We start from the raw sequence: 21,129 nt of genomic DNA on the forward strand, positions 1-21,129 counted from the left end.
TTATAAACCATAGACGCGCTGTTTGATGGAGGCGCCGGAGCCGTGACGGGCTTCGGCGCCTTTGCCTTTACAATGGGGGCATGGAACAGATTATCTTGAACATACTTGAGGCTCTGCGTCGCGGCGAGACCGTGGACGACAAAGCGCTCGTCAAATTGATACATGCCGAGGCGCGCCGCGAGGGTGCCGACAAACGCGATTTGGCCAAGCGCCGCCTGCTGCCGTTTTACCAGCGGGTTAAACGTGAGGAGCCGGCTCGGTGGGCTGCGTGGAATGTCGATTCCGATCTGGAACGTCAACTGCTGCAGGTGCTGCGTATGAAGCCGCGCCGCACGGCTTCGGGCGTGGCGACCATTACCGTCATCACCAAGCCCTGGCCGTGCTCGGGCGATTGCCTGTTTTGCCCCAACGACCTGCGCATGCCCAAGAGCTATCTGCACGCCGAGCCGGCATGCGCCCGTGCGGAGCAAAATTGCTTTGACCCGTATCTGCAGGTAAGCGCTCGTCTGACCGCGCTTTCGCAGATGGGGCATGCGACCGACAAGATAGAGCTCATTGTGCTCGGTGGCACCTGGAGCGACTATCCGGAAGGCTATCAGACATGGTTTATGTCAGAGCTTTTCCGTGCGCTCAATGACGATGCCGTCGCCGGCGTGGCTGCCAACCCCATGTTGGCGCGTCCGGGCATCAGCCGTGCCGAGGCAGGGCGTCTACTCGATGACGCTCCTGCCGATGCCTTGCCGCCGGTGGTAACAGAACGCCGTGAGCGCTATCGGGCTGCCGGTATTGCGACTGACGAGGCCGAGCTTGCGAGCGGTGTTGCCGACGAGCAGGGGCGTGTGGATGCTGCCGTGGGTGGCTATAACCGCGCGGTGCGTCGTCTGTACGGTCACGGTACGCCGTGGGGCGAGGTCGCCGAGTGGCAGACGACCACGATGGAGGAGCTTGAACGTCAGCAGCGCATCAACGAGACGGCGAAGCATCGCGTGGTGGGGCTCGTTATCGAGACGCGCCCCGATGCCGTGACGTCACAGGCGCTCACGCTCATTCGTCGCCTGGGCTGCACCAAGATTCAGATGGGCATCCAAAGCCTTGACCAGCACCTGCTCGATATCAACGAGCGTCGCATTTCGGTGGCGCAGATCGAGCGGGCGTTTTCGCTTGCGCGTCTGTTTGGCTTTAAGATCCACGCGCATTTTATGCTCAACTTGCTGGGCGCCACACCCGAGGGGGACAAGCGCGACTACGAGCACTTTATGACTGAGGGGGCCTTTATGCCCGACGAGGTCAAGGTCTACCCGTGTGCGCTCATCGAGGGCTCGCGTCTGGTGGGCTGCTACGAGCGCGGCGAGTGGCGCCCCTATACCGAGGAAGAACTGCTCGACGTGCTGGCCGACGACATCGTGGTGACGCCGGCGTTCTGCCGTATCAGTCGCATGATCCGCGATTTTAGTTCCGATGACATCATGGTGGGCAACAAGAAGCCCAACCTGCGTCAGCTCGTTGAGAACCGCCTGGCTGCTCGGGGTGACGGTGCGACGGTGCGCGAGATTCGCTATCGCGAGATCAGTACGGCGGGTGCCGACTTGGGTGAGCTATCTCTTGATGAGGAAGTGGCGTACGAGACGCCGGTGACTTACGAGCGCTTTTTGCAGTGGGTGACGCCGCAGGGCAAGATCGCGGGCTTTTTGCGCCTGTCGCTGCCCGACCATTCATTTGTTGCCGCGCATGCGGACGAGTTGCCGACGACGCCGGACGAGGCGATGATTCGCGAGGTGCACGTGTATGGCATGGCGGCACGCGTGGGTGACCAGGGCCAGGCGGCGCAGCATCACGGGTTGGGGCGTTTGCTCGTGGAGCGTGCGTGCGAGATTGCCCGAGATGCGGGCTATGCGCGCATCAACGTGATTAGCGCGATTGGCACACGCGAGTACTATCGCCATCTTGGATTTTATGACCATGGCCTTTATCTGCAAAAGGAGCTCTAGATGAACAAGCCGAGTGTTTCTGCCGGCGTCGTTGCCGGCGTTGCTCTGGGAGCCGCGGCGCTTGGTGCGGCCGCTGTCGCTGTTCGTGCTGCCTGTCTGCAGGTTGCGCGAACCCGCAATGGGTTGGCGCGCGTGAAACGCGTGCACGATGAGGGCGGCGATGAGATTCGCGTGCTCGTGCAGGGCGGCGTCTACCAAAGCGCAAGCTATGTTGGCGATCGTTGGGCAGAGCCCGTCTTTGCGTATTATCGTGCATTTGACGATGTGTTTGAGGCCGAGGACGCAATGCGTGACGCTTATGGTCACGGTATCGACCGTACGCTTATGCTGGGCGGCGGTGGGTTTGCCTATCCCAAGTTCGCGCTGATGTCGCACGAGAGCTTGCGCATGGACGTCATTGAGTACGATGCCGAGATTACGCGCCTGGCGCGCCGTTGGTTCTACCTGGACGAGCTGGAGCGCGTGGTGGGCGACCGCTTGCGGGTGATTACCGCTGAGGCTCGCTCATATCTGGGCGTGACGAGTGTGGGCCATCGTCGCTACGACGTGGTCGTGAGCGATTGCTTTGGCGGTGCCGAGCCCGTACGCGAGCTGGCGACGGTTGAGGCGTTGCGTTTGGTGCGGGGCAGCCTAAATGTCGGTGGCGTCTACGTTGCCAATATCGTGAGTGCAAACGAGGGGAGCGATGTGGCGTTCCTGCGCGATTGCGTTGCCACGGCACTCGAGGTGTTCGCTCGCGCCTGGATGGTGCCTTGTGGCGATACGGAGTTCGGCGGCGAGGAGAATTATCTACTCATCGCCAGCGACGGCGACTACGCCTTTGCCGAAGCTGTGCCCTTCGACACCGACTTCCTCGGCACCGTCCTTCACGACAAGTAAGTCTCTCCGTCCCAAAAAGACTGGTCTTAGGCGTGGTCGCGCCAGCTGCGGACACGCTGCTTCATGCCTTCGATGTCGAGCACACCTTCGGCGAAGCCTTTGTGCACGAGCTCTTCGGGAACAAACTCGTCGTACCGATCAAAGTAAGGTACCTCGCCGGGATAGACGAGCTCGATGGGGTCGAAGTCCTTTTCGGCCTCGGCTGCGAGCACCTCAAAGAACGTCTCCTTGTCGGCCTTCATCTTGAACTGCATAAAGTATGGACGCGACGGATCGAGCCCGCGAAGGCCCAGCTTTGCGGCGCATTTAATCTTAAGCAAGCGCTCGAGCGCCAAAAAGGCGTAGCTGCCCAGCCAGGGGAAGAGCACCCAGGTGTCGCCGCCCAGGTTAATGAGCGGCTTGGCCCCCGCGCCCGAAATCTCGGCCGTATGGCGAGCCTGTGCAAGACGTGCCCGTGCGTTGCCCATGAGATACGGATATGCCGCATGCTCGTTGAGCGCTTTGCGCATGCGCTCGAGTACATGCGTATTGATGTCTCCGGGGCAGTCGCCAAAGTAGGCCGGCACCCGGCCCTTGACCTGCGTGGCAAAGACAGTGTGGCGCTTCCAGTCCACTTCCTCGACAATCCAGCAGTGTCCGGCGATGGCGATGCGCTCACCGGGCGGGGGCGGATTGACGATCGTGCCCAGCTCGGCCGACTCGCTGCGAACGGTGAACTCCTCGTTTTCCTGGAACACGGCGTAGAACTTAAAGTTGTTGATGATGCGCTCGCCCGCGAGACCCACGATCAGCCCGCCGCCCTCGGTGACCTGGATGTGGTCGATCTTGATGAGGTGGCGCAGCAGTACGCGATAGTCATCGGCTGAGACGCGGTGGAAATAACTGAGCGTGAGCACGCGTTGGGCAAGTTCGGCCGGCGTGAGCTCGCCGGTGCTGGCGAGGGTCGACATAGTCTGGTGATAGAGCAGGCTGTAGGGGAGTCGATCGAGCTCGGGCGGCTCGACCCACTTTTCCTCGCGATAGAGTTGTACGAGCGCGATACCCTGCAGGAGCTTCCAGGGAATGGTTTCGGGCATCATCGTGCGCGGCTCGGGTTCTTCCTCGCGCATGACAAACCACATCTCGGGCGGAAGGTCGCGGCGTCCCGTGCGCCCCATGCGCTGCAAAAAGGAGCTGACGGTAAACGGCGCGTCAATCTGGAAGGCGCGCTCCAGGCGGCCGATATCGATACCGAGCTCCAGCGTAGAGGTGGTGACGGTTGTCTGCGTCTGCTCCTCGTCGCGCATGAGCTCCTCGGCCGTCTCGCGCAGCGATGCCGAAAGGTTGCCGTGATGGATTAGAAAGCGGTCGGGCTCGTGTCGACTTTCGCAGTAGCTGCGCAGCATGGAGCACACGGCCTCTGCCTCCTCGCGCGAGTTGGCAAAGACCAGGCACTTGCGGCCGCGCGTATGCTCAAAGATATAGCCCATACCGGGGTCGGCGTTGTCGGGCGCCGTGTCGGTGGGGTTGAGAAGCGCCTGCTCGGTCGCTCGTGGGATGTCGACTTCGCCCTCGGGGGCCGAGGAAGTGCGACGGTCTTTGGGAGCGGCCTTGCCCCGTGCCCGCTCACGACGTTGACGGCGCTCCTCTTGTGTGAGCTGCCCGCTGTGACGCATGTCTTGGGCGCCGGCGGGCAGTGCCGTGGGCGCCACCGCCTCGATGCGCTCGCATGCGAGCACTTCGGCTTCCTGCGGACCTGTACTCGCGAATCCTCGCTGCTGCGCCTGGGGACCCGAGTTGTAGAAGTGCTCCATGGAGATGCGCCACACGCGGCGCGGCTCCTCAAAACGTGGGATGACGCAGTTGCGTCCCGTCCCCTGCGACAGGAAGGCGCCCGTGCGCTCGGGGTCGCCGATGGTTGCCGACAGACCGATGCGGCGGGGCTGCACGCCTGCCATGCGCGAGAGCCGCTCGATAAGGCAGAGCGTCTGCCCGCCGCGGTCGCCGCGCATGAGCGAATGGACTTCGTCGATAACCACATAGCGCAGGTCGCAGAACATACGAGGGATTGCCATGTGCTTATGGATTAAGAGCGCTTCGAGTGACTCGGGCGTAATCTGCAAGATGCCGCTCGGTTTTTTGATGAGCTTAGCCTTGTGCGACTGCGAGACATCGCCATGCCAGTGCCAGACAGGGATATCGGCTTCTTCGCACAGGTCGTTGAGGCGGACGAATTGGTCATTGATGAGCGCCTTGAGGGGGCCAATGTAGAGGGCGCCCACGCTTGCGGGCGGTCTCTCCCAAAACTCGGTCAGGATGGGAAAAAAGGCTGCCTCGGTTTTGCCGGAAGCCGTGGATGCCGTCAGGAGCACATTGTCTTGCGTGTTAAAGATGGCATCTGCCGCCGCAACCTGGATAGAGCGCAAGCTCTCCCAATCGTGGGAGTAGATGAAGTCTTGGATAAACGGGGCGTAGCGGTCAAAGGCGTTCACGGGGCCTCCTCTCAAAAACGAATCTCTCAACGCGGCTGGCAACGGCTTGCTGCATTACAGTCTCAACGTTCGCCCAGATAAAACCTGCCAAAATAAACCTGTCCCTTTTTGGCAGGTTAGATGGTGAATTCGGCGAAGTTACGGTCGCCGCCTGCGGTGCCGGTGTCGCCTGTTGCTGCTGCCGGCACCAGCGCGTCGCCGCCGACGCTTTGCAGCAGCTCGGCTACGTTGGCGTCGGGGTTCTGGCATAGGATGTCGAGCAGCTCGATAAAGTCGCGAATGACTTCACGCGGCGTCAGATGTGTGTCGGCTCCCACACGACCGAACTCGATCTTGAGGAAGTCCACCAAGTCGTTCTCGGTAAGCGTGGGCGTCCAGCCAAAGTAGCCGGCGTGAATTTGCATGAGTTTTTCGATCAGCACCAGCAGCTCCTCGTAGGTGAGTGGCTGCAGACGGATGATGGGCGCGAGCATGTCCTTAAGGTCCTCGCGTGCAAAGCGGCCTTGAGCGAGTCGGCTGCGCAGGGCCTCGTAGGAGAACACGCCGCGGCGGCGGTCTTCGATGGAGGTTGGCGTGCCGCCCATGATCATGCCCAGGTACTGCGCCTTGCCCTGGAGTGTGTCGTTGTACATGGTCAGGATCTTCTCGTAGTTGTACTGGCGCGTGATCGCGTTGGGAATCTTATACAGATTCACGAGCTCGTCGATGAGCACCAGCATGCCCTTGTATCCGCTGCAGACCAAAAAGCGTGCAATGAGCTTAACGTAGTCGTACCAGTCGTCATCGCTGATGATGGTCGAGGAGCCCAGCTCAGCGCGTGCCTCGCTCTTGGTGCGGTACTCGCCGCGAATCCATTTGGTCACGCGGCTCATGGCTTCTTCGTCGCCCTCGGATACGGCCGTGCGATAGCGGCGGAGCATGCGGGTGAAGTCGAAGCCGTGGACCATTTCCTCGAGCGGGGCCAGTTGGGCATTGACGACCGACTCGTCGACGTCGGCGTACGAGGCGACCCAGCGATCAAGAATAAGGTTGAGCGCACCGCCCTCGGGGCGCGTCTTGGTCGATATATTGCGTATGAGCTCGCGGTAGGTGGCAAGGCCCTGCCCCTGCCCGCCCTGCAGACGGCGCTCGGGGGATAAGTCTGCATCGGCGACGACGAATCCCTCACCCATGGCGTGCGTGCGGATGGTCTGGAGCAAAAAGCTCTTGCCGGCGCCGTAACGACCGACCAGAAAGCGGAAGCTCGCACCACCGTCGGCGATGAGACTCAGATCGGTGAGCAGGGCGCGGATCTCGACCTCGCGCCCTACGGTAATGTAGGGAAGGCCGATGCGCGGGACCACGCCGCCCTTGAGCGAGTTGAGAATGACGGCAGCGACGCGCTTGGGCACGCGGGGTGCTGCGGATGCGGTATCACTCATGGTCTAGGTATCCTCTCACGTCTGCTTCGTAGTCCTCAATAATCTGCGGCCCTGCCGCGCTAAATTCAATTACGGTGTCGCCCACCAGGTCAAAGAGCGCCTCGTTGATGGTATCGACGAGCATGTCCTCGCTCTGTCCCGATTGCACTACCGCCGATTCCGCCTGTACTGCGTTGTGCTCGAGCAGCGCGCGGAGATAGGCGTCTGCGGCAGGCGTGAGTTCGTTCGTGGCGTCAGCGGGCGCAACAGCTGCGAACGCGGGCGTCGGCGCGAGAAGCGGTGCCACGACACCAAACTGTTCGGTGGATATGGTTGGCTCGTCGGTCTCGTCCTGCCGAATGGGTGCCGCGACCGCCTCGACAATCGCGTCGGCTACGGGCTCGGCTTTCGGCTGCTCGGAACCCGCCGTATCGACCTCTGCGAGCACATCATCCTCGCGCTCCTCATCAATCAAAAGCGCTTCACGCGTTTGCGCGGCGGCGCTCCGAATGTGCCCTAGCTGACTCAAATCGATATCGATCTTGACGGGCTGGTGCGCGGCGTCCCACGAAAGCCATGCCACGATCTCGTCATCGATGATCTTGGCCAGATATTTGGGGACCTTCTCCTCCTTCAGGGGATGGGTGGGGTCTAGGGCCAGGCGCAGGCGTTGGTCGCAGGCGCGCATTATCTCACCGAGCTTGCTGCTTTTTTGTCTGCTGCCGTGGATGCGCATGCATTCCCAAAAGCCATTTTGGCAGCGGTAGATGTGAATGGGGTCCAGGCGATATTCGCAGTCCTCGTGGCGCTCGGGCGCAAAGAACACGGCCGAGGCAAACATGGTGTAGGGCATGGCCGTCTCCTCCCCAAACAAGCTCGCTACGATGCCGGTCTTTCGGTGCGTGTCATAGTAGCGCGCCATACGGACATACACGGCGCATGCCACGTGGCGCAGGTCGCGATGGTGGGAACGGTCGAGCCGTGAGTTATTCAGGTTGTACGTGGAGAGGGCGTTTATAGCGGTCATGAGTCGCTCCTCGCCTGCCTCGTCGGGCGGAAGGGGGAGCGTGGGCTCGGAGGTTTTGCGACGCTTAGGGGTCTGGCCGGACGGCGTCGGTGTAGGTGCAAGGTCTCGAGCCGCGCGGCGCAGCTCGATGAGGGCGTTGTCGAACATGACGGTTTTAGAGTCGCGAAGCAGCTTGGGGTCGAGTCCGTGGAACACGGCGTAGTCCTGCAGCCACACGCGTGCAAACCGGTCGATGCCGGGCTCGAAGGCGCGGTAGGCATCCCAAAAGGCCTTGATTTTGTTAAAACCATCGAGTGGGTCATCTACGCCAATGCCACAGATCAGCTCATAGAGATACAGGAAGGCAAAGGACGTAGACGTTTCCTCGACGGTTCCGCGGCGCACTTGTGCACGCCAGGTAAAATAGCCACGCAACTGCCGATCGCTCATGGCGTTATAGGTGGGAAAGTACGACTTGAACGTACCGTTGTAGGGGCAGTCGTCCTCAAAGTCGGCCATCAGCAGGCCTTGGCGGTAGAAAAGCTCGGCTTCCGAAAGCCAGCGACCCGCGCCGCCTTTGGGGTCATCCTGCCAGCGCGATATCTCGCGCATCTTGCGGTATTGGTCGGGAAGGAAGTTCTGCATCTGACGACCGGTTTTGAGAATTGGCTCGTCAGCATAGACTTCGTTTGAGAAGCGAGCAGACTGATGGGTCCGGGCCTCGGCCATAATGCGCTCGATGAGCATCTTGATGTCCTGGTCGGCCACCGTCTCTCCTCTTCTAACGCAGCTTCGGTGACCTCATATCATAGCACAGCATCAAACAGGTGTTCGAGATACCGTTACGTAGATAGATTTAGAACAGGAGGGCATAGATGACGGCTATGACAACGGAGGGGAGCATATTGGCCGTGCGAAAGGTCTGAGGACGGATGAGGTTGACGCCGACGCAGAAGATGAGCATAGAGCCCACGAGCGATAGGCTGTCGAGGGCGGCGGCGGTCATGATGGGGGAGAGCGCGCCGGCAAACAGCGTAATCGTTCCCTGGAATACGGCAACGGGAAGGGCGGAGAAGATGCAGCCGCGGCCGAGTGAGGCCGTCATGGTGCAGACGATGATGCAGTCCAGCGCTCCCTTGAGGGCGAGCGTGGACCAGTCGCCGAGCAGGCCGTCTTGGATTGATCCCACGATAGCCATGGCACCGATACAGACGGTCAACGATGTCGAGACAAAGGCATTGGTGAACTCGTTGTCTCCCTCGCTGCCGGTTTTGCGCTTGAGCCATTCGCCCAGGTTTTCGATGCCGGCTTCCAGGTTTATGGCCTCGCCGATGAGCGAGCCGAGGGCGAACGAGACAATGAGCATGGTGGTACCGGTGGTCGCCAGCGCCTTTCCATCGATGATGAGCATCTTTTGCATGGTGCCGCCAAGGCCGATAAACAGGACGCACAGCCCCGATGCTTTCATGAGCGTGTCTTGGATGCGCGGTGTAATGAAGCGGCCGCCCGCTAATCCCAAAAGACCGCCCGCAACTAAAAGCACAACGTTGATGATTGTTCCCAAGCCCGGCATGAGCCCTCCTGTATTGATGCCAACGTGGCAATCGTAGCAGAACGAAATGCGAGGCACATCGCGACTCATCTAATACGTTATATAAGTGGTGTTAGGAATGATGCGCAGCATTTAAGCCTCAGGTGGTTGTCGGGACATAGGGATAGTAGTCAAAGCGCAGTGTCATAAGCCGCTGTGGGGATTCAATAGCCGCGGCGATGATATTGGCATCGCGGGCACGATCAAACCCTTCGAGTTCGATCTGATACGAGACGTCTTGCATAATGTCCAGACGTCGCCAGGCTAGGAGTGTGTCACCATCGAATTCCAAGGTCTTGCCTCCGTCTGGAGCAACGGCGTATAGACGCAGCTTGGCGGTGGTTGCAGGGTCGACAACCGTGACCTTTTTAATTTCGTTTCGAGTATTCTTGGCGCCCAACAAGGTGAGCAGTGTTGGGGCCACGACCTCGCCCGATGGCAAAAAGACGACTTCGATGGATTCAGGAAATGCGATGATGGCCGACTTGCGGACGGGCTGATTGGCGGCGGCAACTTCGATGTTCGCAGCGTCGATGACCTCTGTGTGGTCGAGCGCGGCAAGCACGCAGCAGTTACCTTCATCGATCTCTTGAGGATCAGCAAGCCCCAGACTGTCTGCGAGCTCGGGATCGTTTGGATCGTTAGCGGGCTCATTCGGTGCTTCGAAAGAAGCTGGGACGCTGTTTGTCGGCGACGGCGTGTCGCCCGCACCTGCTTCTTTGTCCGCGTTCTCTTCTTGTATGGTTGCGTTGATGGGTTCGTCGTTTGAGGGGAGCGTCTTGGCGTCAAGCGCGGAGGGGATAATTCCGATGGCTCCTGATCCGTTCCACTCCATTTCGAGAAGCGCCGGGTCGGCAAGAATGCGTTGCCTGCTTTGCGCGTGGGCATCGATTTCAATAGGGCCTGCCTCTATCCCTCGTGTAAGGCTGAGTGATCCGGCTGGCTTCTCGAAATGAGCGTCTGTGTCTTTGGTGCTGACGGCGTAGAACAGCAGGGACGCTTCTCCCGCCGCGATGGCATCGGTGTCGGCTTTGGTCAACCGCAACGATGCCGTGAATGAGAGGGTGGGCTGCGTGTCGTCTGCATTCGCGGCGGCGCAGCCCAGACATATACCGCCTCCTTTCTCGAAAAACGCACCGTCGAAGGCGACCTTCGCTCCGTTCGCCGAGTCATCGATCGAAGCGATGTCGATGTGCAGCTCTAAATTGCATGGATCGCCATCTGCGTCGAGCACAACCGAGCGCCACGTGCAGACGGCGTACCCCGCCTGGGAGCCGTTTGCCTTGTTCGAACGATTGATATCCACGACTATCGAACCGTCCGTATTACGACGAAGGCATCCCGAGGTTGAGATTGCAGCCTGTGCGATCGAAAAACGCTTGCACGCAATGGCGCTCGACGGATTTGATGCGGAGCTTAGGGCTGCTGGTAAGGAGTCTGCCATGACGGGAGTCGCCCAAGCGGCGACAGGCGTTCCGGTTGCGAGCGCGCCGCAGAGTGCGACGACGGGCAAAAGGTTCTTCGATGCCATGGGGTCTCCTTAGCTAATTTAGTGCGGCCTGTCCGTGTTTTGTTTCTGGCTGCGTTTGATGTGCAGGCCGAGGCTGGCGGTTCCCACGCCTGCTGCTGTGGCGCCTGCTGCCAAGAGCCATCGTCCATCGCCTGTCTGCGCCAATGGTTCCTCGCGGTCGCCGCGGTCGAGCCCCGAGAGGTCGACCGTCACTTGCGTGGCGGCCTGCGCCTGTTCTTGCTGGGCAAAGGCCATGGCTGGGCCAAACGCTAGGATGCTGACGGCGGCGGCCAGGGCGACGGCCTTATGCCGTGTGCGCACCGGGCTCGACCGTCCAGGTGATCGTTGCAACCTGATCGCCTTCGCCGGTTACGCGGAAGATGTCGCGCGTGACGCGGGCGACGTTTCCGCTTGTCTTGAGCTTAATTTTGTCCTTGCCGCCGGCAATGCCCTGGTAGCTCATGTCGAAGGCTGCGTTCTTGGAAAGATCGAGGCCCGTCCCCTGCATTGCGGCGCTGGCGTTCTGGAGTGCGCCGTCGGGGCCGACCTTAAAGTCGATGGAGTTCTGCGCGGTTCCGGCCTTGGCGTCGGCAGCAATGGTCCAGGTGTTCATGGCGTCGATCTTCATGTTGGTGACATGGATGCCGTAGGCCGAATGATTATCGATGGTGGTCGCGTCTTCTGAGGGGCCCTGGAGCGTGCCGTCGGCCTTGGCGACGAAGGGAATAACCGTCGGAACTTTGAACTCAACGTTGTCGATCTCGGTCCTGACCATTACTTTCGTGGTTCCAACGCGCCCGGCCGCCATAGCTGGCGTCGGGGCAGCGCCCATTGCGAGCGCGAGCGCGAGCCCTGCGCCCACGACGAGCGCTCTGGTTCCGTTCATGTTCCTGGTGATGTCCATGGTCGTTCCTTTCTATTCGCCGCGGGCCGTCCCCGCGATGATTGGACGAATGCTGGTGAATTGCGTGCGGTGCCGCGTCGGCCGGAAAAGCTAGTTCTCGGCTTGCTCAACCCGCACCTTGACACGTGTCGGATTGCCGTGGCTGTCGAGGGTCTTGGCATCGAGTGCCTGGATCTCGATGTACGCCTCGCCTTCTTTGATGTCGCCGGCGGGGCACGTCTCGATTGTCTTGCCGGTCTCGACCACACCGGATTCGTACATGGTCTCGTCGTTTTGGATGACGCGGAATCGCTGGGGAAATTTATTGTCTTGGACGTTTTGCACGTTGACGCGCAGCTTGCCGTCCTCCTGCAGCTGAGCGACCGGCGCGACCGAAATCGTCATCATGTTGTCGCGGACGATAGCGTCGAGCTCATCTTGGATTTCCTGACGCGTTTTGCCCTCGGCCGTCGTAACCGAAGCGCCCGCCTCGGGTACGGGCTGCGACTGCCAAGCGTATAGTCCTACGGCGACAAGGGCGCAGACGATGGCCAAACAGGCAACGATGAGCTTCTTGCGACGACCCAGGCCTACAAAGTGGGGTGGCCTCTTCGCGCTCATGCGGCATCCTTGGTGGTATAGACGCGCGCAAAGGTGGACGGGTCCGCTCCAAAGAGCATGTGAAGCATCAGACGGCGCGAGTAGACGAGCTCGTCGAAGTCGGGAGGGAGCTCGATGTCGTGGATATGCGCGATGTGGTGGGCGAGCGCCGAGAACGACTCGGGGTCGCAGATCACATCGGTGGTAACGTGGTAGACCGTCGTATCGGGGAATACCTCTTCGTCGAAAGGTAGGAGATGGGGATCGTCGTCGACTTCGATGGCGATGCCGTACTGGGGCCAGTAATATGCCATGGGAACCTCCCTGCTTCTGGGCCAAAACTTCTATCGGTTTTGGCTGTCGACGCCGACCGTATCAGCCGCTACTTGACCAATTTCTGACCAAATGCTTGACGGATTGGCGTCTCCGCAGGTAAAAGGCGGCAAAAAATACTCCAACTTTTTTCGAGCGACAATCGCGCGGTCGGCGACGGCGGGGCCATATGTGTCAAAAGCATCGTCTGCCGAGGAAGCCTTGCCGTTCGCCGAATTGCACGAACGTAAAAATCGCCAATTATGGAGACGGTCTCGAACACGTCGACGAAACGATGCGGTAACATCTCCCTGCAAACACTGTAGTTAGCTAAAGGGGGAGTTCGCGTGTCTGCAACCATCAAACCCTTCACCGACGAGTTCGAAGAGTATGGTCGCGATGAGTCTCGCGCATCGGGCGAGGCCTCGAGCATCTCGTTTCCGACAACGGAAGACGAGGTCCGTGCCATTTTGGAAAAGCTCCATGCCGAGCGTGTCCCGGTAACGGTTCAGGGCGCCCGAACCGGCCTTGCCGCCGGTGCCGTGCCCCACGGCGGGCATATCCTCAATACTTCCCGTATGAATCGCTACTTGGGCCTTCGCCGCGATGAACAAGGCCAATTTCTGCTGCGCGTGGAGCCGGGCGTTGTGCTCTCGGAGCTGCGCAAGCAGCTGGGCAAGAAGGTACTGCCGGCCGCTGGCTGGGAGCAGGCATCGCTTGAGGCCTACGAGGAGTTCCAAGAGGCTCCCGAGCAGTTTTTTCCCACCGATCCCACCGAGGCGTCTGCCTGTCTGGGCGGCATGGCGGCATGTAACGCCTCCGGTGCCCGCAGCTACGCCTACGGCCCCATGCGCCCACATATCACGGGACTCCACGTCGTGCTGGCTGATGGCGATTTGCTTGAGCTTCGGCGCGGCGAGGCTTTTGCCCAGGGCCGCCACCTGTCGCTCGTGACGGCAGCGGGCCGTACACTCGGGCTCGATCTTCCCGGCTATACCATGCCCAAGACAAAAAATGCTTCGGGCTATTTCGTTGCTGACGATATGGATGCCATCGATCTGTTTATCGGTGCGTGTGGCACAATCGGTGTCATCACCGAACTCGAGATTGCCCTGCAGGTGGCACCCGCGGTCGTTTGGGGCGTGAGCTGCTTCTTCGACAGCGAAGACAAGGCCGTGTCCTTCACCGATTCTGTGCGTCCCGTCCTGTCCCATGCGGCTGCCATCGAGTACTTCGATGCTGGCGCCCTGGATATTCTACGTCGCCAGCGCGAGCAGTCGACGGCGTTTGCCTCGCTGCCTGCGCTCGACAAAGACGCCAAGGTCTGTGTCTACGTGGAGCTCGACTGCGACGACGAAGCCCAGGCGACTGAGGAGCTGTATCACTTGGGATGGGTACTGGAGCTTGCGGGCGGCAGTGACGATGCGACATGGGTCGCGCGCACCGAGGTCGATCGCGAGTGTCAGCGATTCTTCCGCCATGCGGTGCCCGAGAGCGTCAACATGCTCATCGACGAGCGCCGCCGCATGGATCCCACCATCACCAAACTGGGGTCGGACATGTCGGTGCCCAACGCGCACTTGGCCGATGTTATCGCCCTCTATCGCCGCACGCTGGCGGAAAGTGGGCTTGAATCTGCCGCCTGGGGGCATATCGGTAACAACCATCTGCATGTGAACATTCTGCCGCGCGATGCACAGGATTATCGCCGCGGCGCAGAACTCTTTGCCCAGTGGGCTTCCGAGGTCACGGCCATGGGCGGTGCCGTCTCCGCAGAACACGGCGTCGGCAAGATCAAGGCGGGCTTCTTGGAGACGATGTACGGTCACGAGGCCATGGTCGAGTCGGCGCGGCTCAAGCTCCAGCTCGATCCTGCCGGGCAGCTGGGTCGCGGTAACCTGTTTTCGGAGAAGCTCTTGGATGAGCTCGTCCAGAAAGGGGGCGCGTGAAGATGAGCGATTTCCATATGGTGGTGTGCGTCAAGGCCGTGCCGGGCAGCACCGAGGTCAAGATGGACCCCAAGACCAATACCATCGTGCGCGATGGCAAGCAGGCGGTCATTAATCCCTTTGATGCGAGCGCTTTGGAATGCGCGCTGGCGCTGAAGGACGACTTTATCGGCTTTGGCATGGATGTGCGCGTGACGGTGGTGTCGATGGGCATCCCCGCGACCGAGTCGCTGCTGCGCGACTGCATCGCTCGAGGCGCCGACGATGCGCTGCTGCTGACCGATCGCGCCTTTGCAGGTGCCGATACCCTGGCAACCACCTATGCCCTCAAGTGCGGCATCGAGGCGCTCGACGAGGACTTCGACCTGCTCATCTGCGGCAAGATGGCGGTGGATGGCGATACGGCCCAGATTGGTCCCGAGCTTGCCGGTGCCTTTGATATTCCCTGCGTGACCGACGTGAGCTGCGTGCAGAGCGCGGGCTTTACGACCTGTGGCTCGCTGGCGCTCGTTCACGGATGCGATGCCGGCGAGGAGACGGTGTACCTTGAGATGCCGTGCGCGATGACGACTGCCAAGGAGATTGGCCAGTTGCGTATGCCGAGTATTGCCGGTATTCGCGCGGCGGAGGAGGCGGACGTGCGCGTGGTCAGTGCCGCCGACGTGAACGCCGACCCCGCGCGTTGCGGTCTTGCCGGGTCGCCGACACAGGTCGTGCGCTCGTTTGTGCCCGACCGTGACCAAACGTGCGAGGCCGTTGAGGGGACGGCGTCCGAGCAGGCGGCAAAGCTTGCCAAGATTATCGAGGGGATGGCATAGATGAGCGGACTGATTATCGATAGCGAAGCCTGTATCGGCTGCGGTCGCTGCGTTCACGCCTGTGCCTCGGACGGCATCGTAGTGGAAGGCGAGCGACCCAGCCGATGCGCCCGCGTAACCGACGGCTGCATCCTATGCGGTGGGTGCGTCGACGCCTGCCCTGTCAACGCTATCTCGATCGAGCGTGACGAGGCCGCTGGTGCGGTGGACCTTGATGCATATCGAGACATTTGGGTATTCGCGCAGACCGACGAGCACGATACGGTGACTCCCGTTGCCTATGAGCTTATGGGCAAGGGCCGCGAGCTTGCCGATGCTCGCGACTGCCGTCTGGTGGCGCTGATCGGTATGGGTCCCGAGGGCTCTCTCGGCGACCTGGAGCATCTGGTTTGCGCGGGCGCCGACGAAGTCCTGGCCTGTCGCGACGAGCGCCTGCGCCAAAACGATGCGGAGGTCTACGCCCGCTTGATCTGCGATTTGGTAGCCGAACGCAAACCCGAGGCCATCCTATACGGTGCGACCGCTTTTGGCCGCGAACTGGCACCCGGCGTTGCCGTGCGCTTGCAGACGGGCCTTACGGCTGACTGCACCGTACTTTCGATGGATACGGAGACGGGGCTGCTGCAACAGACGCGTCCGGCGTTTGGCGGCAACCTGATGGCCACCATCGTCTGCCCCAATCATCGTCCCCAGATGGCAACGGTTCGTCCCGGCATCTTTAAGGCGCCCGACTTTGACTACGACCGCTCCGGCACGATCACCCAGATATCGCTTGCGGATGATGCTAAGGCTCGTGTCGAGATCTCGATTCCCGCCGAGGAGTGGAGGCAGCAGGCCTCGATCGCCGATGCCGAGCGCTTGGTCGTGGTGGGCCGCGGCATTGGCTCCAAGAAGAATCTGCCCCTGATGCGAAGGCTCGCCGAGGCTCTGGGAGCCGAGCTTGGTTGCACGCGACCTGTCGTGGAGGCCGGCTGGTTGGAGTGTCGCCATCAGATTGGCCAGACCGGCGTATCGGTTTCGCCCAAGCTTCTCGTGAGTATCGGTGTTTCGGGCGCCATCCAGCATCTTGCCGGCATCGGTGGGGCAGAGTGCATTATCGCCATCAACGAGGACCCGGATGCCCCCATCTTTGGTGCTGCCCAGTACAAGGTTGTCGGCGATGCCGTCGAGGTCGTCGAGGAACTGCTGGCCCAGCTTGAGCGCTAGGCGCGCGCCAGCCAGTCGCGCATCTCGTCCTTAAGGCGGCTCCAAGTCGCCTGCGTGGCGGGGTCGGTAAAGGGCCGCGTAATGCTAAAGGGCGCGTCGAGCAGGCGGTAGATATCGCCCTGCTCGCGCGCCAGCGTGCGGCTCGCTGGATAGACGAGCTCAAACATAAAGCAGATGAGTCCCACCAGGTAGTCCGCCGGCTCGTTGCGCTCGTCGCGCGCGACGCACCGATGCTCGTCAAAGGCGGCAAGCGTCGGTACCGAAAAGCGACTTGCTAGAAACGCGTCCTCATCCACTTTGAGGATGGTGTCGACGGTGCTGTCGGCGATGGTGCGCATAATGTCGATCTTGTCGCCATCGCGCACGATATCGCAGAAGCACCGTGTACGCTCGTCGAGTTGTGCCGGCAGGCGAAAGTCGCTGTGATAGGCGATGCTCGCTCGGATGAGCTCGTCATGCGCACCGGTTTCGATAAAGTCACGGATGTTTGTCGTGGCGGGTGCATCGGCGGGATTCTCGCCAAAGAGGACCTCGATGCCCAGCGCCGCATGGCTCATGCTCTCGGCGTCCTTAAAGGTGTCCCAGCGTCGCAGCTGCTCAAAGCGGCCCATATCGTGTAGCAGGCCGCAAAGCCATGCCAGGTCAATATCTTCTGACGACCAGCCCTGCTCGCGCGCTACGGCATCGCATGCCTCGGCCACGTGGTACGTATGCTCGATTTTGAGCGCGATGCGTGGGTTGGTGGCGTCGTAGGCATCGGTGTAGCTTTTGAAGGCCGCGCGCGCCCGGTCTCGATCGATAGCTGTCATAATGACTTCCTAAAAAGTTGTGTCTTTCGATCCGGTGGCAATTGTAGGTGAACTCGGTTGCTGTCGGATGATGATTCTGCCGTATCGCTACATGCGGCTCGGAGACCTTGTCAGGATGAGAAGCGTATGGTGTTCAAAATCGTTAGAACCGTCTGGCCGGTGATGCTTACCTATGTTGCAATAGGCGCGCCGTGCGGAATGATCATGGGGCAGACGGGAATGGAGCCCTGGATGGTCTTTGCCCTGAGCAGCACGTTTGTGACGGGCAGCGGCCAGTTTATGATCTGCAATCTTTGGCTGGCGGACGTGCCGGCACCTTCGATTATCGCGAGCGTTGCCGCCATCTCCTCGCGTTTTGCGCTTTACTCGGCATCGATCGCGCCGCATCTGACGGGTGCCTCGAAGCGTCAGACGCTGGCTGTTGCCGCGACACTTACCGAGGAGGCATATGGCATCTCGCTTGCCAAGTTGGTTGAAGGGGAGGATTGGGGCCCGCGCGAGTCCTTTGTGCTCAACGTGATCCTCATCGCAACATGGGGCGTTTCGTGTACGATGGGCACCATCGTCGGCGCCGTTGTCGATGTTCCCACCGCCATTGCAGCCTTTGTCTGCACCTCGCTCTTTATCTGCCTGCTCTTTTCGCAGCGGCTGTCGCGCGGCAACGTTGTCGCGGCGGTTTCGGGCGCGGTGTCCGTCGCCGTATGCAAGTTCTTGGGCCTCACGAATATTGCCGTGCCGGCAAGCGTCGTGGCCGGCATTGCCATTGCGTTGGCGTGCGATGCTGTATTTGACGGAAGAGGTGCCCGCGATGCCCGTTAACGAGTTCTTGGTTCTGTGGCTGTCGTCGTGGGCTGCTATCGCGTTCTTTCGCATCACGCCGGCGTTCGCCTTGCGCGGGCGGACCCTGTCGCCCCGCATTACCGAGGCCCTGGGCTATATCCCGCCCGCTGCCTTTGCCGCGCTGGTCGCCAACGACTTGGTGAGCCCCGGCGCGTTCGACGCGGGACTCTGGCCTGCCTTGGTTCCCTGGATTGCGGCCGTCGGCGTCGTGGTCGTGGCGGTCAAGACAAAATCGATGCTGTGGTGCTGCGTCTCGGGCATCGTACTCTATATTGTCTTGAGCCTTATATAGGGGTGGCGTCGCGGGCGCCGAATCTCGTTCCATCCCAACTTGTCGAATTTTTCACCGAGCTGGTCTATTTCTTCTGGTACCATGGTCAAACTTTACTGTAGCAAAGCATGACGTGGGCTTTTGTTCCGCGTCAGCGGAAATGGGGGTTTCATGGCACAGGAAGCGACTGCCAACGAGCAAAAGAAATTCAAGGTTCCGCGCATCCCGGGCGACATCATGATCTATCCGATGATCGTCGGTCTTTTGCTCAACACCTTCTGCCCGCAGGTTTTTGAGATCGGCGGCTTCTTTACGGCTGCCTGCCGCGGTGGCTCCAATACCATCGTCGCCGCGATCCTGCTGTTCGTGGGCGCCGGCATCAGCTTTAAGTCCACGCCGGGCGCCATCAAGACCGGTATCGTCGTGCTGATTCCCAAGCTGGTCGTCGCAGCGGCTCTCGGCCTAGGCGTGGCATATTTCTTTAACGACAACTTCCTGGGTCTGAGCTCCGTGTCTATCATCGGCGGCATTACGTTTTGCAACATGGCGCTCTATACGGGCATCATGGGCGAGTTCGGCGATGAGTCCGAGCAGGGCGCCGTCGGTATCCTGTTCTTTACGGCCGGCCCCGCCGTCACGATGATCATCCTTGGTGTTTCGGGTCTTGCCAACATCCCTGTCGGTACTATCATCGGCTCCATTTTGCCGCTCGTTATCGGCATGGTTCTGGGCAACCTGTTCCCGTTTATCAAGAACCTGCTGGTTCCCGGCGCCAATCCCGCGATCGCTGTAATTGGTTTTCAGCTCGGTGCGTCCATGAGCCTTTCGAGCTTCATCGCCGGTGGTATTTCCGGCATCTTGCTGGGCCTTGTCACGCTGTTTGTCGTCGGTCCCATCACCTTTGCGTTCGAGCGCCTGTGCGGTGGTAACGGCAAGGCTGCCGTGGCTTGTTCCACCATCGCCGGCACGGCTATGACCACGCCGGTTGCTCTCGCCGAGGTCGCGCCGCGCTACGCCGAGCTTGCGCCCACCGCGTACGCCCAGATCGCCACTGCCGTTATCATCACGGCAATCATGGCTCCGATTCTGACCGGCTGGGTCGACAAGAAGTTCTGCCAGGGCAAGGAGGACCTGTCGCCTGCCGGTGTCGAGGCCATCGAGGAGGCCGTCGCGACCGACATCGATGGCGAGTAACGGCCGTTACCGATAATTGATTCCGGCGTGCAATTCGCGCCGTCCGAGCGCCCGAACAGAAACTGTTTTGCAGTGATGTTCGGGCGCTTTGCTATGATTCCCTTTACCCCTGCGGAGTAAAGGGGTGTTTATTGCCCTGATTCGAATTGGGCGATTCTGACCATTCGGATATTGAAGGGATGGCGTCTAGTGGTTAAGGCACTCAAGATTGAGATATTCCTGCTATGCATGATTGTTCTTATCGGGCTTGCCGCGCGAAGTCGTCGCTCCTTGTTCTCGAGCACCCTGCAGCTATTGTTTAGCATGCTTGGCTACACCTCTGCCGCGTACATATTATTCGATATGATCTGGACGCTTTCGGATGGTGCGGACGGCACGTTGGGTATTGCTGCCAACTGGATTTCCAACGCGGTTTCGTTTTCGCTCTTTGCCATCGCGTGTCTCATTTGGTTTATCTATTCCGAGACGATGCAGGGCTCTCGCCTTGTGACCTCGCGCTATAGGGTGGTGCTTGTAACGTTGCCTACGGCTCTGGTGGTCGTGCTGGCTTTTACCAGTTACTGGACGCACGCCTTGTTCTATATCGATTCGCAGGGCGTGTATCGTCGCGGCTTTGCCTATATGATCCAGCCCATTGTCAGCTACTGTTACGTTATACATACGTCCCTGCATGCGTTTGTGCAATCTCGCAGGGTCGAGAGCCTGCAGACGAAGGCTATCTATCGAACCTTGGCATTTTTCGCCATTCCGGCCCTGGTGGGCGGTACCTTTCAGATCGTATACTCGGTGCCTGGCCTTTGTGTCGGCATAATGATTAGCATGTTGCTGCTCTACATTATCTGCCAGGAGCAACTCATCTCGACCGACCCGTTGACTGGCCTCAACAATCGCAACCGTTTTGAGACCTATATGCTGTCGCTCTTCTCAAATGTGGATCAGGCCGAAGATGTGTATCTGCTCATGATGGACGCCGACGGCTTTAAGCAGATTAACGATCGCTATGGGCATGTGGAGGGCGACCACGCTCTTCAGGTCATATCCGCTGCGCTCAAAGAAGTCTGCTCGGCGTCTGGTGGCTTTATTGCACGTTATGGTGGCGATGAGTTCGTGGTGCTCCAAAAGGCGGCAGCGGAACAGGACATCATACGTCTGTGCGCGGCAATCAACGACGAGCTCGCGCGCGCCGAGGTGCCGTATCTGTTGCGGATGTCCATCGGCTACGCACGGGTCGGTGACGGCGTCGATACCTGGCAAGACTTGCTTCGCGCTGCCGACGCGGAGCTCTACCGCGTCAAGGCCGAGAAAAAGAAGGCCGGCGTCCAGATACGCTAGGAAAAGGGGCACACGACCGTGGTGGTCGTGCGCCCCATTTTGCGTTTGTGGGGGCCACCGGCCATAATGC

General features: G+C 60.4%; 19 protein-coding genes. 9 read left to right on the forward strand and 10 right to left on the reverse strand.

What is annotated here, in order from left to right:
- Positions 1–80: 80 nt before the first annotated feature.
- Positions 81–1,988 (forward strand): elongator complex protein 3, encoded by a 1,908-nt coding sequence (locus AB5202_RS00595; protein WP_368143385.1) that lies wholly within the window; start codon positions 81–83, stop codon positions 1,986–1,988.
- Positions 1,989–2,867, forward strand: a complete 879-nt coding sequence (locus AB5202_RS00600) for a spermidine synthase (protein WP_161115336.1) — start codon at positions 1,989–1,991, stop codon at positions 2,865–2,867.
- A gap of 26 nt (positions 2,868–2,893) precedes the next feature.
- Here the strand turns inward: AB5202_RS00600 and AB5202_RS00605 are convergent, their stop codons facing one another.
- The 9 genes from AB5202_RS00605 to AB5202_RS00645 all read right to left on the reverse strand — a co-directional run bounded on the left by AB5202_RS00605 (position 2,894) and on the right by AB5202_RS00645 (position 12,642).
- Positions 2,894–5,338 (reverse strand): DEAD/DEAH box helicase, encoded by a 2,445-nt coding sequence (locus tag AB5202_RS00605; protein WP_368143384.1) that lies wholly within the window; start codon positions 5,336–5,338, stop codon positions 2,894–2,896.
- Positions 5,339–5,454: 116 nt separating this feature from the next.
- Positions 5,455–6,759, reverse strand: a complete 1,305-nt coding sequence (locus AB5202_RS00610; RefSeq protein WP_161115338.1) for an ATP-binding protein — start codon at positions 6,757–6,759, stop codon at positions 5,455–5,457.
- Positions 6,752–8,512, reverse strand: a complete 1,761-nt coding sequence (locus AB5202_RS00615; RefSeq protein ID WP_368143383.1) for a TerB N-terminal domain-containing protein — start codon at positions 8,510–8,512, stop codon at positions 6,752–6,754. Before AB5202_RS00615 ends, AB5202_RS00610 begins: the two co-directional genes overlap by 8 nt.
- A gap of 88 nt (positions 8,513–8,600) precedes the next feature.
- Positions 8,601–9,317 carry a DUF554 domain-containing protein gene (locus AB5202_RS00620; protein WP_368143382.1) on the reverse strand — a complete coding sequence of 239 codons (717 nt, stop codon included), beginning with the start codon at positions 9,315–9,317 and terminating at the stop codon, positions 8,601–8,603.
- A gap of 118 nt (positions 9,318–9,435) precedes the next feature.
- Positions 9,436–10,866: a hypothetical protein gene (locus AB5202_RS00625; RefSeq protein ID WP_368143381.1), complete on the reverse strand. Its 1,431-nt coding sequence runs from the start codon at positions 10,864–10,866 to the stop codon at positions 9,436–9,438.
- A gap of 18 nt (positions 10,867–10,884) precedes the next feature.
- Complete coding sequence (locus tag AB5202_RS00630) at positions 10,885–11,100, reverse strand: hypothetical protein (RefSeq protein WP_368147461.1); 216 nt, start codon at positions 11,098–11,100, stop codon at positions 10,885–10,887.
- 49 nt (positions 11,101–11,149) lie between these two features.
- Positions 11,150–11,749, reverse strand: a complete 600-nt coding sequence (locus AB5202_RS00635) for a hypothetical protein (RefSeq protein ID WP_368143379.1) — start codon at positions 11,747–11,749, stop codon at positions 11,150–11,152.
- 90 nt (positions 11,750–11,839) lie between these two features.
- Positions 11,840–12,349: a hypothetical protein gene (locus AB5202_RS00640; protein WP_342995603.1), complete on the reverse strand. Its 510-nt coding sequence runs from the start codon at positions 12,347–12,349 to the stop codon at positions 11,840–11,842.
- Positions 12,346–12,642 (reverse strand): hypothetical protein, encoded by a 297-nt coding sequence (locus AB5202_RS00645; protein ID WP_368143378.1) that lies wholly within the window; start codon positions 12,640–12,642, stop codon positions 12,346–12,348. The genes AB5202_RS00640 and AB5202_RS00645 overlap by 4 nt, the downstream gene beginning before the upstream one ends.
- A gap of 345 nt (positions 12,643–12,987) precedes the next feature.
- Between AB5202_RS00645 and AB5202_RS00650 the strand changes: the two genes are divergently transcribed.
- Genes AB5202_RS00650 through AB5202_RS00660 form a run of 3 tightly spaced genes read left to right on the forward strand, consistent with a single transcriptional unit; the run spans position 12,988 to position 16,613 of the window.
- Complete coding sequence (locus AB5202_RS00650) at positions 12,988–14,589, forward strand: FAD-binding oxidoreductase (protein WP_368143377.1); 1,602 nt, start codon at positions 12,988–12,990, stop codon at positions 14,587–14,589.
- A gap of 2 nt (positions 14,590–14,591) precedes the next feature.
- Positions 14,592–15,407 (forward strand): electron transfer flavoprotein subunit beta/FixA family protein, encoded by an 816-nt coding sequence (locus tag AB5202_RS00655; RefSeq protein ID WP_117769804.1) that lies wholly within the window; start codon positions 14,592–14,594, stop codon positions 15,405–15,407.
- Complete coding sequence (locus tag AB5202_RS00660; RefSeq protein WP_368143376.1) at positions 15,408–16,613, forward strand: FAD-binding protein; 1,206 nt, start codon at positions 15,408–15,410, stop codon at positions 16,611–16,613.
- Here AB5202_RS00660 and AB5202_RS00665 read toward each other — a convergent pair.
- Positions 16,610–17,422 carry an HD domain-containing protein gene (locus tag AB5202_RS00665; protein WP_368143375.1) on the reverse strand — a complete coding sequence of 271 codons (813 nt, stop codon included), beginning with the start codon at positions 17,420–17,422 and terminating at the stop codon, positions 16,610–16,612. The two genes, AB5202_RS00660 and AB5202_RS00665, sit on opposite strands and share 4 nt — an antisense overlap.
- Before the next feature lie 162 nt (positions 17,423–17,584).
- On the opposite strand from AB5202_RS00665, the gene AB5202_RS00670 reads away from it, so the two are divergent.
- The 4 genes from AB5202_RS00670 (at position 17,585) to AB5202_RS00685 (ending at position 21,059) form a co-directional block, all read left to right on the forward strand.
- On the forward strand, positions 17,585–18,241 hold the full coding sequence (locus AB5202_RS00670) for an AzlC family ABC transporter permease (RefSeq protein ID WP_267473397.1): 657 nt from the start codon (positions 17,585–17,587) through the stop codon (positions 18,239–18,241).
- A complete protein-coding gene (locus AB5202_RS00675) occupies positions 18,231–18,554 on the forward strand; it encodes an AzlD domain-containing protein (RefSeq protein ID WP_368143374.1) in 324 nt (107 codons plus the stop codon). Before AB5202_RS00670 ends, AB5202_RS00675 begins: the two co-directional genes overlap by 11 nt.
- Before the next feature lie 150 nt (positions 18,555–18,704).
- Entirely contained in the window at positions 18,705–19,727 is a 1,023-nt protein-coding gene (locus tag AB5202_RS00680) for a 2-keto-3-deoxygluconate permease (RefSeq protein WP_195521014.1), read from the forward strand.
- Between the two features lie 189 nt (positions 19,728–19,916).
- Positions 19,917–21,059, forward strand: a complete 1,143-nt coding sequence (locus AB5202_RS00685) for a GGDEF domain-containing protein (protein WP_368143373.1) — start codon at positions 19,917–19,919, stop codon at positions 21,057–21,059.
- Positions 21,060–21,129: the final 70 nt, after the last annotated feature.

Origin of the sequence: Collinsella aerofaciens, from assembly GCF_040915545.1 — a bacterium.
In the GTDB taxonomy this organism is placed as follows: Bacteria; Actinomycetota; Coriobacteriia; order Coriobacteriales; family Coriobacteriaceae; genus Collinsella; species Collinsella aerofaciens_BE.